Origin of the sequence: Acidovorax sp. 62 (assembly GCF_002754495.1) — a bacterium.
Classification (GTDB): domain Bacteria; phylum Pseudomonadota; class Gammaproteobacteria; order Burkholderiales; family Burkholderiaceae_C; genus Acidovorax.
In genome coordinates, this window is sequence record NZ_PEFJ01000001.1 from 3,474,104 (window position 1) to 3,486,704 (window position 12,601).

Genomic DNA, 12,601 nt, shown 5'->3' on the forward strand with positions numbered 1-12,601 from the left:
GGGCCGATCGAGAAAAAACAAATGTCATGAAATAGCCTCAGAAAAATTCTCAGGGGGCTGGGGCTTCTGCAGCCCTGCGTGCGCGCAAGCTCCGCATTCCCCATATCCCTACCAACCCCACCAACATCAGCAAACCCCATTCGCCAAGGGTGGGCACGGCTTGGACGTTGCCCGGCGTTACAGCCCCCAGCGACAACGGAGCCATCGGATCGCTGATCGCACCCACCGTCGGGTCGCTGTCGCCATCTCCGTTGTCGGACACGGTGTACGTCACCACATCGCCTCCGGCGCCAGAACTGACAGACAGCCCCGGAGGACTGAACCAGCCTGTTTGGGCCGGCTGGCCAAAGGGTCCGTATTTGCGTACCGTGAGCCCAGAGAGGCTCCCGGCCGGGTAGGTGACTTGCACGGTGACCGAGGCCCCAGCGCAACCTGCCGCATTGAAGCGCAGCACACCCAGTGGGGTCGCCGCATTGGTCGGCAGCGCGGGGGCGCTATTGGAAATTTGCACACTGCCAGGCACCACGGTGCAACTGCCCGTGCCGCTGACCAGCACTTGCGCAGCACCTCCACTGCCGCCGGGCAATGGCACCGCGATGGGCACAGGAGCCGCCAGTTGCACAGGCCCCGCAGGGCCCACCACAGGGCACCCGGCAGAGGCCACTCGGGTGACGCCGCCAGTGGTAACCGTGACCGTGCCTTGGTTCACCCACTGCTGGGCCAAATCGACCGTGCCAGCCCCCACATTCAGTTGCGCACCTGCAGCCACTTGCACGTTGCGGGCCGATCCGGCAGAGCCCCCGGACAACGAGAGCGCGCCAGCCAACTGCAAATCCGTGCAGCCCAAGCGGGCCGAGCCGCCCCCCAGCTGCACGCTAGCACCCACAGGCAACACCCAGTCGGCTTGCACAGAGCCAACGGCAGCCACACCCGCAAAGAGCAAAAGAGGCCCTGCCAGCCTGCGGCCAGCCACATTGAAAAGCTTCATGAACAGTCAAAAGTTAAAGCAGAAACCGTGCAACCACCGGTGCGAATAACGCGGGGGCGATGCAGCCTGAAGCCACCTCAAAACACGAAGTGGCAGGCTGCAACAAAGGCGGTCTGCAAAGGAAAACTTTTATATCGCAGGCTTTTTGAAACGCAAAACAAAAACTGCGCAAGTGCTGCAACGCACCTGCAGCAGTCCAGCAGCACCCATGGATTGATCGAAGAGGCACAGCACAAATCAGGGCCTGTCCTACACCGAGCGAATGTGTCTTTCCGTAAATTCAAGCCCTCAGAACCCGCCGCCTCTTCACATACCAGAACAGTGCTGGCGCGCACCAACGCCAAGCCTGTGGTGAGGAGCAAAGTGGCGGGCTTTCTTTCTCCCTCGGGCGGGCAACTGCCACCCCGTTGTCAAGGCGACTGATATGAACGAACTTTTCAGCTTCTGGGCCCAATGGCTCAGACCCTCGGCGGGGCTGCCCACCGTGCAGTGGTCGCTGTTGCTGGCCGTGGCGGCCATGGTGGGCTATCTGGTGCATCGGCACTCGGGCCTGCCCAAAGTGCTCGGCTACTCGCTGGTCGGCACGGCAGCGGGCCTGGCGGGCTTTAGTGGGGCAGTGTGGCCGCTGCAGGGCATTGGCCTGTTTTTGCTGGAGCTGGGCATTGCCATCGTGCTGTTTGAGTGCGGTGGGCGCATCTCGTTGCGCTGGTTCCGGCACAACCCCATGGTGCTGGTGCAGAGCATTGCCGAATCCACGCTGACGTACTTCGCGGTGTATGGGATGTTGCTGTGGCTGGACCAGCCCGCGCAAGTGGCCGGCCCCCTGGCCCTGGTGGCGCTGGCCGCGTCGCCTGCAGTGCTGACCCGCGTGGTGGCCGACACCCGCGCGGCCGGCCCGGTGACTGAGCGCGCGGTGGTGCTGGCCACGCTCTCCACGCTGTACGCCCTCACGCTGGGCTCGGCCTGGTCTGAGCAGATGAACCGCCACAGCGCCACGCTAATGAGCACCGTGTACCCCATTGTGGTGGTGCTGGGCGTGTCGATCATTGTTGCCGCAGTGCTGGCGCTGGTGCTGCGCACGGCGCTGCGCTTTATGAGCCCCACGAGCGAGAACACCTCCATGCTGCTGCTGGCCCTCATTGCCGCAGGCACGGCAGTAGCGGCCCACATGGGCGGCTCGGCCCCGCTGGCGGCGCTGCTGGCGGGCATTTTGCTCAAGCAGCTCAACCCCCGGCCCTGGGCCTGGCCACGGCAGCTGGGCAATGCGTCCTCGCTGCTCACCATGCTGATGTTTGTGCTGGTCTCCACCGTGGCCGCGCAGGCCGACTGGAGCGGCCCCGTCGCAGGCCTGGTGCTGGCCCTGATTGCCGTGCGCCTGCTGGCCAAGGCGCTGGGCGTGGCGGTGGGCAATGTGGGCAGCGGTGCCAGCTGGCGCCAGGCGCTGTGGGTGGGTTGCGCGATGACGCCCATGTCATCCATTGCGCTGCTGATTGCCTCGCAGTTCGTGGTCGCCTCACCCTCCACCGGCTACCAGATTGCCAGCGTGGCGCTGCCCGCCATCTTGCTGATGGAGGTGCTGGGCGCCGTGATTGCCACCGTGGCCATTTACCGTGCGGGCGAAAGCTCGAAACCCTGGGCACCGCTGCTGCGCGGTGGCCGCAACGGAGAGTCCCATGAGTCTTGAAGCCTTTCACCACTCCGAACCGCTGACGCTGGGCGTTGAGCTGGAGCTGCAGCTCGTCAACACCAACGACTACGACCTGGCCCCCTATGCCGAGGACATGCTGCGCCTGATGAAGAAAACCCCGCTGCCCGGCAGCGTGGTGCCCGAGATGACGAACAGCATGATCGAAATCTCCACAGGCATCTGCCACTCGGCCAGCGAAGTGGTGGGCCAGCTCACGCCGATCCGCGATGCGCTGGTCAAAAGCGCCGACAAGCTCAACATCGCCGTGGTGGGCGGTGGCACGCACCCGTTCCAGCAGTGGCACGAGCGCCGCATCTACGACAAGCCGCGCTTTCGCGAACTGTCGGAGCTGTATGGCTACCTGTCCAAGCAGTTCACCATCTTCGGCCAGCACGTGCACATCGGCTGCCCCGACGCGAACGCCGCGCTGCTCATGCTGCACCGCATGTCGCGCTACATCCCGCACTTCATCGCACTGTCCGCGTCAAGCCCCTATGTGCAGGGGCAAGACACGGCATTTGACTCGGCGCGGCTGAACTCGGTGTTCGCGTTCCCGCTGTCGGGCCGCGCACCTTTTGTGCTGACCTGGGAAGCGTTTGGCCAGTACTTCGACAAGATGACCCGCACCGGGGTCGTGAAAAGCATGAAGGACTTTTACTGGGACATTCGCCCCAAGCCCGAATTCGGCACCATCGAAATCCGCGTGTTCGACACCCCCCTGACCATCGAGCGCGCTGCCGCGCTGGCAGGCTACGTGCAGGCCCTGGGCTCATGGTTCCTGGCCGACCAGCCCTTCATGCCGCAGGAGGACGACTACCTCGTCTACACCTACAACCGCTTCCAGGCCTGCCGCTTTGGGCTGGACGCGGTGTATGTGGACCCGGCCACGGGTGAACACATGCCGCTGCGCGAGCACATTTTGCAGACGATGAACCAGATTGCAGGCCACGCCGCCGTGCAAGGCGCCGCCAACGCGCTGCACCTGCTGCGCACCGAGACCGAAGCGGGCCAGAACGATGCCCGCTGGCTGCGCGAGCGCCAGCGCGAAGAGCAGTTGCTGGCCGAGGTCAGCCGCCAAGCAGCGCAGCGCTTTCGCGGCGTGCCGGTCTGAGCCCCCGACGGATCGACTGTTGCAGCCCCAACCCATCGACAATCGGAGCATGGGTGAATTTGACTTGATCGCGCGCTACTTCACGCGCCCCGTGCGCCACGCCGCTTTGGGCGTGGGCGACGACTGCGCCTTGCTGGCCCCGCGCCCCGGCATGCAGCTGGCCATCAGCAGCGACATGCTGGTCGAGGGCCGCCACTTCTTTGCCGATGTGGACCCTGAGGCCCTGGGCCACAAGGCGCTGGCCGTCAACCTGTCGGACCTGGCCGCCTGCGGCGCCAAGCCGATGGCCTTCACGCTGGCTTTGGCCCTGCCCCGGGTGGATGAAGCGTGGCTGGCGGGCTTCTCACGCGGGCTGCTGGCGCTGGCCGATGCGCACGGCTGCGAGTTGGTGGGAGGCGACACCACGCAGGGCCCGCTCAATATCTGCATCACCGTGTTTGGCGAGGTGCCTGCGGGCCAGGCCCTGCTGCGCAGCGGCGCGCGGGCGGGCGACGACATCTACGTGAGCGGCACGCTGGGCGATGCGCGCCTGGCGCTGGAAGCCCTGCTGGGCCACATCCACCTGCCCAACGACCTGCTGGCCCAGGCCCGCCTGCGGCTGGAGCGGCCCACGCCCCGCGTGGCGCTGGGCCTGGCGCTGCGCGGCATTGCCAGCAGCGCCATGGACGTGAGCGACGGCCTGCTGGGCGACTTTGCCCACATCCTCAAGGCCTCGGGCGTGGGGGCGTGCATTCACACCCATGAAACTATCAAATTGATAGCTGCTAGCGCTTATTTATCAAGCGCCACAGGCCTATTTGATACTCAAACCAGCGCACCGCTGCTGCACCAGTGCACGCTGGCAGGCGGGGACGACTACGAGCTGGTGTTCACCGCCCCGCCAGCGCACCGCGCCGCCGTGGCGGCGGCCGCCGCGCAAAGCCAGACGCCCGTGGCACGCATTGGCCAGGTGCAGGCCGAGCCCGGGCTGCGGCTGGTGGATGCACAGGGCCAGCCAGTGGAGCACCGCTTCGCCTCGTTCGATCACTTCGCCTGACGCACCCATCAGCGTGCAGGTGGGTGCGCTGATCGGCACGCGCATCCGTGCGCAGCGGGCAGCTCGCCCCCCCGCGCCCTCACTTGTTGGCGATGATGCTGAGCAGCTCTTCGCGCGTGGTGGGATCGTTCATGTACTTGCCGTACAGCGGCGACATGCGGCGCACGAAGGGCGATACGTCCTTGACCCGCACAAACTGCGCGCCCTGCTTGGCCGTGGTCTCCTGCGCCTGGGCCACGCGCTTGTTCCACAGCTCGCGCATCAGCAGGGCCGATTTTCCACCGGCGTCTTGAAAGACCTTGCGGTCGGCCTCTGACAGCTTGCCCCACAGCGCGGCCGACACCACCAGCGCCTCGGGCGAGACCACGTGGTTGGTCACGTACACGTTTTTGGCGACCTTGTAGTGGCCCGTCGCCTCGTACGACGGCATGTTGTTCTCGGCGCAGTCGATGGTGCCCTTTTCAAATCCGGCCATCACCTCTTTGAAGGGCAGCGGCACGGGCTTGGCGTCCAGCAGCTTGACCATTTCAATGTAGATCTCCGACTGCTGCACCCGGATGGAAGCCCCCGCCAGATCGCGCAGATTGTTCGGGCTGCGGCCAGCGCAGTAAAACGAGCGCGCCCCGCCGTCGTACCAGCCCAGCACCACAAAGCCAGCGCCTTTGAGGTTGGAGGCAAAGCGCTCGCCCAGCTTGCCGTCCAGGTGGCGGAACATGTGGGCCGAGTCGGTGAACAGGAAGGGCAGGTTCAGCACCTTGATGCCAGGCACCGCGTCGGACAGCGGTCCCGAGCTGAACTCGGCCAGATCAATCTCGCCGCTCTTGAGCATCTGCACCGCCTTGGGCTGGTCGCCAAGCGTGGCGTTGGAGAACACCTCGATCTGGTAACGCCCCTGCGTGCCCTTGTTCACCTGGTCGGCAAAGCTCTTCATCGCCTCGGTCACGGGGTAGCCGTCGGGGTGAATATTCCAGGCCCGCAGCTTGGTTTGCGCGCTGGCAGGCGCCACGGCGCAGGCCAGGCCCAGCGCCAGCGCCAGCGGGGCCGCCCATTGGCGGGCCTGCCGCAGCAGTTGGTGTGTCATCTCCTCACTCCTTTTTTGTGGGCTCGACCCCCTTGGGCGAACCATCCTCGGCTATTACTTATTAGTACGATGTCATATCAATTTGCACATCACTGAATACCGATTGCGGGATGGAAGGCACCCACGCCACCGGCTTTTCAGTTTGCAATTTTCCTTTGACACTTTTTCAGTGCATACCGCTTCGTTTCATTTTTCAGAGAGACGACAAGCATTTCATCTGCGAATGCATCCCATTTTTCAGCAACATTTGCTAACCAGCCATACGGGTAAACGCCATTCATGTGACAAATCAAACTCCAGAGAATCGCCTCTTGTTGTACGACATCATTTCTCTAAGTAATGTCCACACAACCTCGGCATCCAGACCGGACCTGTGGCGCCCCCCTGGCGGGCTGCCCCAGGCACACATCCATTCAATGAGGAGACAGACACATGAAGCGCAGAGACTTTGCCCTGACCGCAGCCCTTTCACCGCTGCTGATGACCGCCTGCGGCGGCGGGGGCAGCAATGGGGGCGTGGAGTTCAGCGGCGCCAAGGCCGAAGCGGCCGCGGGCCTCAAGCGCGCAGCACAGTACATGGACGAAGTGGTGTCCTACCAGGGCGGCTACGTGTGGTCGTACTCGCCCGACCTGAAGCAGACCTTTGGCGAGATGGAGGCCTACCGCACCATGTGCTGGATCCAGCCGCCCGGCACGCCCTCGGTGGGCCACGTGTACCTGGACGCCTACCACGCCACCAGCGACGAGCGCTACTACCAGGCCGCCGAGCGCACCGCCCTGGCCATCGCGGCCGCGCAGCACAGCTCGGGCGGGTGGAACTACATCCACGACTTTGCGGGCGAAGAGTCGCTCAAGAAGTGGTACGACACCATTGGCAAGAACGGCTGGCGGCTCGAAGAGTTCCAGCACTACTACGGCAACGCCACGTTTGACGATGCAGGCACCGCCGTGGCCTCGCAGCTCATGCTGCGCATGTACCTCGAAAAGCGCGACGCTCGCTTTCTGGCGCCGCTGCAAAAGGCCATCGACTTCATGGTCAAGTCTCAGTTTGGGCCTGAATACGGCATTGCCAACGGTGGCTGGCCGCAGCGCTTCCCCCACTTCCCTGGCTCGGTCAGCAGCATGCCGCAGCCCAATGCAGGGCAGATTCCGCCCGGCGGCATTGCGGGCATGGGCGATGGCGACTACACCCTGCACGTCACCTTCAACGACGACGTGATGGGCGAGAACATCAAGTTCCTGACCCTGTGCGTGATTGCCCTGGGCGAGACGCGCCTGATCAGCAACATCGAGCGCGCCATGGAATGCATGCGCCTGATGCAGCAGCCCGGCCCCCAGGCGGGCTGGAGCCTGCAGCACCTCTCGCGCCCCACGGGCGGCCGCCCCGCAGGCGCGCCCGCAGGTGCGCGCAGCTACGAGCCCCGCTCGCTGGCCACGCACACCACGCAGACCAACATCAACCAGCTGTTCAACTACTTCCAGCTCACGGGCGACAAGAAGTACCTGGCCCGCATCCCCGAGGCGATTGCCTGGCTCAAGAGCTGCCCGCTGCCTGCCGATGCGGCCACCAAGAACCCGCTGCTCGCCGGGGGCCGCACGCACCCCACCTTCATCGAGCTGGGCACCAACGACGGGCTGTACATGCACCGCTACGGCTCCAACATCCACAACGGCGCCTACTACGCCGACAAGGACTACACCAACACCATCAGCCACTACTCGGCAGGCCGCACCATCAACATCGCCACGCTGGAGGCCACCTACAACAAGCTCAACGCGATGACGAGCGCCGAGATCGCGGCCATGGTGGCCAAGTCACCGCTCAAGACCACCGGCACCCGCGCGCTGCCCAAGTACTTCTCGATCCGCGAGGTGGACTTCCCCGATCTGTTCGCTGGCGCCGTGATGGCCACGCCTACCGTGCCAGACACCGAGGTGCAGACGCTGCTCACCGAGCTGGGCACCAAGAACTACTGGACCTCGCCCGTGCCCGAGATCGTCAACCCCTACAAGGCAGACGGCCCCAGCACCGCCTACACGGGCACGGCCTACCGCAGCAAGCATGTGGGCGATGTGTACGACACCTCGCCCTACCCGGCCGACAACCCACCCGAGATCGAGCCCTACGTGAAGCGCGAGAAGCCGCAGTTCATCGTCACCTCAGAGTGGATCCGCCGCATGGGCCGCCTGATCGCCTACCTGACGCCCGTGGCCTGACACCAGCGGCCTGATCCGTACCGGGCCGTGCGACGCGGCTCGCCCTCAGCGCATCTGGAACAGCTCTTGGTGAAAGCTGCGCGGCCTGCGTCCCAGGCGCTGCATGGCGCTGCGCAGCGCCTGGCCAAAGCCCTGCGGCCCGCAGAACCACACGCTGGCCTGCGGCCCGGCGCTGGCCAGCAAAGCCTCGGCGGCCACCGGGCCCGCAGCGTCGCTGTGGTGCACGTGCAGCGTCACGCTGGGCAACTGCGCACACAGCTGCTGCATGCGCTGGGCAAACACCGCCTCGCCCGCATGGCGCACGCAGTAGTGCAGTTGCACCACGGGGGCCCGGGCCGGGTCAGCCACCAGCGATTCCAGCCACGCCACAAACGGCGTGGCGCCAATGCCCGCCGCCACCCACACCTGCTCGGGTGCGCGGTCTTGGCGGAAGTCGAACCGCCCATAAGGCCCCTCCACCCACACCGACTGGCCCACGGCCACGCGCTGGGCCAGCTGCGCGGTGTAGTCGCCCAGCGCCTTGATGGCAAAGCGCACTCGGCCATCGCCTGCATCGGCGTTGACCAGCGTGAAGGGGTGGTGCCCCTCGCCCGCCTGCAGGGTCAAGAAGGCAAACTGCCCGGCCTGGTGCTTCCAGGCGCCCTGCACCTGGCACTCCAGCTCCACCACGCCGCTGGGGTGGGCCTGCACCGCCACCACCTGCGCCGCATGGCGGCGGCTGCCGCCAATGCGCCCGGCCAGCGAACGCACGGCGCACAACACGCCCGCCAGGGTGGCCACGGCCACGAACGCGCCCGCAGGCTGCGCCCACCATTCGGGCGGCACCAGCACCACGGCATGGAAGGCCAGCACCAGGTACACCACCGCCAGCAGTTTGTGCAGGTAGCGCCACACGTGGTACGGAAACCGCTGCCACAGCGTGATGACCAGCATGGCCGCCAGGAACCACACCGCCCACTCGCCCATCTCTTCCGCCAAATGGCGGAAGGTGTTGAGCCACCAGTCAGCACGCGGGGCCTTTACAGGGCGGCCCACCCAGGCCACCAGCAGGCTCTTGGACAGCTGCGTTCCATAGTGCAAAAGCGACAGCACGATGGCCCCAATGCCCGCCCACTTGTGCAGGCGGTAGACCTTGTCCATGCCGCCCAGCGGCCGCTCCAGCCACGCGGGCCGCAGCGACAGCACCATGATCAGCGACATCAGCGCCCAGGCGCCCAGCCCGGTCAGCAACAGCACTTGGTTGCGCCACCACCAGACATTCATCACCGGCGTCGCTGGATCCTGCCACGGCACGGCCATGGCCCACAACAGCACCGCCAATGCCAGCGTGCTTCCCAAAACCTTTTTCATCATCGACCGTGTCCTTGTTTTGTCGGTCTTGCCACCATAGCCCCAGGGGATGAAGGGCGCCTTAACCCAACATAAACAAGCCGTAAAGCGTTGCGCCCCAGCGTTGGCAAGCGGCCCCACGCTGCTAGCATTCCACCCACCGCAAAGCGCGCGCCGCAGCGCCTGCGCCGTTTTGCCCCTCTGCCCCTCCCAGGAGCCCCGCCGTGAAGCACACCACCCCTGCCCGCCCCTTGCCCCCTGCCGCCATGACCACCCTGGCCACACTGGTCGCCCTGTGGGCCGCCGCCACCCCGGCGCTGGCGCAAGACACCGCCTCGCGGATTGCCCGCGTCACCGTGTACCCCGGCAGCGCCACGGTCGAGCGCGTGGCCAAGGTGCCTGCAGGCGCGCGCAGCATCACGCTGGGCTGCCTGCCCGCGTCGCTCGATGCGCAAAGCCTGCAGATCAACGCCGACCCCGCCGTGCGCGTGGGCGAATTCAATGTGCGCACCGAAGACCGCGACGTGGTGGCCGCCTGCGCCAGCCCGCTCGATGGCCGCATCCGCGAGCTGGAAGACCAGATCGCCGCCATCAAGGCCGAAGCCGCCTCGCTGCAACTGGTCGATGGCTACCTGAAGAACGTAGCGACAGGGGGAGCCGGCACCGAAACACCCGCAGGCCGCCTGCAAGCCACCACACCCGCACAGATCGCAGCCACCGCCGACGCACTGCGCAAATCGGCGCAAGAGTCGCAAACCCGCGCCCACCAACTGCAGCGCAAGCAAGAGGCGCTGGAACTGGCCCTCAAACCCCTGGCCGCCGAGCGCGAACGCACGGCCAGCCAGCGCGCGCAGGTGGTCTCCGTCACCGTCACGCTGGCCACCGACCGCGAGGCCGAGCTGCGCCTGTCCTACCAGGTGCGCGGCACCGGCTGGCAGCCCACCTACCGAGCCACGCTGGACGCCGCCAAACCCAGCGTACTGCTGGAGCGTCAGGCCCTGGTGGCACAAAACAGTGGCGAGGACTGGAGCAATGTGCAGCTCACCCTCTCCACCGGCCAGCCCGGGCGCGCCACCCAGGGCCGCCTGCCCCGCCCCTGGACGCTGGACATTGCACCGCCCATGCCCAAGGGCCCGCCGATGGCGGCAATGGCCCTGTCGGCCCCTGCCCCAGCCGCCATGCCCGTGGCACGCCGCGCCAGTGCCGAAGACGCCCTGCCCAGCTTTGAAGTGAGCAGCACCGACAAGGCCTTTGCCACCGAATTTGCGGTGCCGCAGCGCATCACCGTGCCCTCCAACGGCCAGCGTGTGACGCTGGCCCTGGGCAACTACACCGCACCCGCCACGCTACTGACCCGCGCGGCCCCAGCGGTGGAAGAGGCCGCCTACCTCGTGGCCGAGCTGGCACCGCCCCCCGGCGTGTGGCCCGTGGGCACAGCCAACCTGTACCGCGATGGCGCCTTTGTGGGCACAGGCCGCATCGACTTTGCCACCGCCACCAGCACCAACGGCACCAGCAGCCTGGCCTTTGGGCGCGACGAGCTGATCACCGTGCGCGCCGAGCCCGTGCAAGACCTGACGGGCAGCACCGGCTTCACCGGCTCGCGCATCGAGCGCCGCACCCGCCGCGCCTACACGGTGGAGAACCGCCACAAGACGCCCGTCACGCTGCAAGTGCTGCACGCAGCACCCCAGTCGCGCAACGAGAAGATCGAGATCGAATCGCGCTACCAGCCCCAGCCCACCGACCTGGCCTGGAACCGCAACCCCGGCACCGTGGCCTGGCAGCAGCCCCTGGCCGCAGGCGCCACCGCGCAGTTCAGCGCCGAGCACACCATCCGCTACGCCAAAGACCTGGACGTGCAGGAACGCCAATGACCTTTGACGCCCAAACGCCTGCCACGCCAACGCCCGCAGCCCCCGGCATGGGCGCACCGCGCCGCGCCAGCGCCGCCTTCATGCTGGCCCACCCGGCCCACGCCATCGCGCTGGGCTTTGGCTCGGGCCTCTCGCCCATCGCGCCTGGCACCGTGGGCACGCTGTGGGGCTGGATGTCGTTTTCGGTGCTCAAGCCCTGGCTCAATGCCTGGCAGATGGGCGCACTGATCGCAGGCGGCACCCTGGTGGGCTGGTGGGCCTGCACCACCGCCGCCCGCAACCTGCGCGTGGCCGACCCTGGCGCCATCGTGTGGGACGAAATCGTGGCCTTCTGGCTCGTGCTGTGGCTGGCCATGCCCATGGGCCTCACGGGCCAGATCGCGGCCTTCGCCCTGTTCCGCTTTTTTGACGCCGCCAAGCCCGGCCCCGTGGGCTGGGCCGACAGCCTGTTCAAAGGCTTTGGCTGGCGCGGTGGCTGGGGCATTTTGTTTGACGACTTTGTGGCCGCCTTCTGCACGCTGCTGGTGATTGCGCTGTGGAGGTTCTTTGCATGAGCGCCGCCAACTCACCCAGCGCACCGGCTGCGGATTTGCTACCAAAAAGTGAGCTTCCTGCGCTTATCCATCAAGCGCCAGAGGCCGATTTACTCCAAATTTCCACCACCCTGCTCGCCCGCGGCTGGATGCTGGCCACCGCCGAGAGCTGCACCGGCGGCATGATCGCCGCCGCCTGCACCGACCTGGCGGGCTCCAGCCAGTGGTTTGAGCGCGGCTTTGTCACTTACTCGAACGAGGCCAAGACCGAACTGCTGGGCGTGCCCGCTGCGCTGATCGCCGAGCACGGCGCCGTGAGCGAGCCCGTGGCCCGCGCCATGGCCCAAGGCGCCGTGGCCCACTCTCGCGCCCAGGTGGCCGTGGCCGTCACCGGCATTGCCGGCCCCACAGGCGGCAGCGCCGACAAGCCCGTGGGCACCGTCTGGTTTGGCTGGAACGTGAACGGCACCGTGACCACCGCCACCCGCCGCTTCGACGGCGACCGCGCCGCCGTGCGCCAGCAGACGCTGCACTGGGCCTGCGAGCGGTTGAACGCGCTGCTCAACGCAAGCAGCTGAGTCGCTCCACGCGCTGCGTCTTTCAGGGGGTGCGGCGCGCACCTCGCTTATGCCAAAACCGAGCATGCATATGCGCCCACCGATGCAAGCAAACCCAGTGCCTATGCGGGTTTGCGGCAGATCAAACGCTGGTGCAGGCGCATTCGAACAATGGGGCTTTCCTT

10 protein-coding genes are annotated in these 12,601 nt (G+C 66.4%); 7 read left to right on the forward strand and 3 right to left on the reverse strand.

What is annotated here, in order from left to right; translation table 11 throughout:
* Positions 1-49: 49 nt before the first annotated feature.
* Positions 50-988, reverse strand: a complete 939-nt coding sequence (locus tag CLU86_RS15635) for an IPTL-CTERM sorting domain-containing protein (RefSeq protein WP_099742249.1) — start codon at positions 986-988, stop codon at positions 50-52.
* Positions 989-1,412: 424 nt separating this feature from the next.
* On the opposite strand from CLU86_RS15635, the gene CLU86_RS15640 reads away from it, so the two are divergent.
* From CLU86_RS15640 to thiL, 3 genes are read left to right on the forward strand one after another with little or no spacing between them, the layout of a single operon-like run.
* Entirely contained in the window at positions 1,413-2,672 is a 1,260-nt protein-coding gene (locus CLU86_RS15640; protein ID WP_099742250.1) for a cation:proton antiporter, read from the forward strand.
* Positions 2,662-3,786, forward strand: coding sequence for a YbdK family carboxylate-amine ligase (locus CLU86_RS15645; protein WP_099656926.1), 1,125 nt, complete (start codon positions 2,662-2,664; stop codon positions 3,784-3,786). The genes CLU86_RS15640 and CLU86_RS15645 overlap by 11 nt, the downstream gene beginning before the upstream one ends.
* Before the next feature lie 49 nt (positions 3,787-3,835).
* Entirely contained in the window at positions 3,836-4,822 is a 987-nt protein-coding gene (gene thiL / locus CLU86_RS15650; RefSeq protein ID WP_099742251.1) for a thiamine-phosphate kinase, read from the forward strand.
* Positions 4,823-4,901: 79 nt separating this feature from the next.
* Here thiL and CLU86_RS15655 read toward each other — a convergent pair whose 3' ends face one another.
* Positions 4,902-5,903, reverse strand: coding sequence for a TRAP transporter substrate-binding protein (locus CLU86_RS15655; protein WP_099742252.1), 1,002 nt, complete (start codon positions 5,901-5,903; stop codon positions 4,902-4,904).
* 432 nt (positions 5,904-6,335) lie between these two features.
* On the opposite strand from CLU86_RS15655, the gene CLU86_RS15660 reads away from it, so the two are divergent.
* A complete protein-coding gene (locus CLU86_RS15660) occupies positions 6,336-8,120 on the forward strand; it encodes a pectate lyase (RefSeq protein ID WP_099742253.1) in 1,785 nt (594 codons plus the stop codon).
* Between the two features lie 45 nt (positions 8,121-8,165).
* Here the strand turns inward: CLU86_RS15660 and CLU86_RS15665 are convergent, their stop codons facing one another.
* Positions 8,166-9,470: a ferric reductase-like transmembrane domain-containing protein gene (locus CLU86_RS15665; RefSeq protein ID WP_099743612.1), complete on the reverse strand. Its 1,305-nt coding sequence runs from the start codon at positions 9,468-9,470 to the stop codon at positions 8,166-8,168.
* Between the two features lie 245 nt (positions 9,471-9,715).
* Here CLU86_RS15665 and CLU86_RS15670 point away from each other — a divergent pair, with 245 nt between their 5' ends.
* From CLU86_RS15670 to CLU86_RS15680, 3 genes are read left to right on the forward strand one after another with little or no spacing between them, the layout of a single operon-like run.
* On the forward strand, positions 9,716-11,326 hold the full coding sequence (locus CLU86_RS15670) for a DUF4139 domain-containing protein (RefSeq protein WP_099743613.1): 1,611 nt from the start codon (positions 9,716-9,718) through the stop codon (positions 11,324-11,326).
* Positions 11,323-11,880 carry a phosphatidylglycerophosphatase A gene (locus CLU86_RS15675; RefSeq protein ID WP_099742254.1) on the forward strand — a complete coding sequence of 186 codons (558 nt, stop codon included), beginning with the start codon at positions 11,323-11,325 and terminating at the stop codon, positions 11,878-11,880. Before CLU86_RS15670 ends, CLU86_RS15675 begins: the two co-directional genes overlap by 4 nt.
* Complete coding sequence (locus tag CLU86_RS15680) at positions 11,877-12,437, forward strand: CinA family protein (RefSeq protein WP_099742255.1); 561 nt, start codon at positions 11,877-11,879, stop codon at positions 12,435-12,437. Before CLU86_RS15675 ends, CLU86_RS15680 begins: the two co-directional genes overlap by 4 nt.
* The last annotated feature ends 164 nt before the right edge of the window (positions 12,438-12,601 follow it).

What these genes read in the sequence shown, in the direction of transcription:
- CLU86_RS15645 (WP_099656926.1), top strand. Translation starts at nt 2,662, where the DNA reads ATGAGTCTTGAAGCCTTTCACCACTCCGAACCGCTGACGCTGGGCGTT.
- CLU86_RS15635 (WP_099742249.1), bottom strand. Translation starts at nt 988, where the DNA reads ATGAAGCTTTTCAATGTGGCTGGCCGCAGGCTGGCAGGGCCTCTTTTG.
- CLU86_RS15675 (WP_099742254.1), top strand. Translation starts at nt 11,323, where the DNA reads ATGACCTTTGACGCCCAAACGCCTGCCACGCCAACGCCCGCAGCCCCC.
- CLU86_RS15680 (WP_099742255.1), top strand. Translation starts at nt 11,877, where the DNA reads ATGAGCGCCGCCAACTCACCCAGCGCACCGGCTGCGGATTTGCTACCA.
- CLU86_RS15670 (WP_099743613.1), top strand. Translation starts at nt 9,716, where the DNA reads ATGACCACCCTGGCCACACTGGTCGCCCTGTGGGCCGCCGCCACCCCG.
- CLU86_RS15660 (WP_099742253.1), top strand. Translation starts at nt 6,336, where the DNA reads ATGAAGCGCAGAGACTTTGCCCTGACCGCAGCCCTTTCACCGCTGCTG.
- thiL (WP_099742251.1), top strand. Translation starts at nt 3,836, where the DNA reads ATGGGTGAATTTGACTTGATCGCGCGCTACTTCACGCGCCCCGTGCGC.
- CLU86_RS15640 (WP_099742250.1), top strand. Translation starts at nt 1,413, where the DNA reads ATGAACGAACTTTTCAGCTTCTGGGCCCAATGGCTCAGACCCTCGGCG.
- CLU86_RS15665 (WP_099743612.1), bottom strand. Translation starts at nt 9,470, where the DNA reads ATGAAAAAGGTTTTGGGAAGCACGCTGGCATTGGCGGTGCTGTTGTGG.
- CLU86_RS15655 (WP_099742252.1), bottom strand. Translation starts at nt 5,903, where the DNA reads ATGACACACCAACTGCTGCGGCAGGCCCGCCAATGGGCGGCCCCGCTG.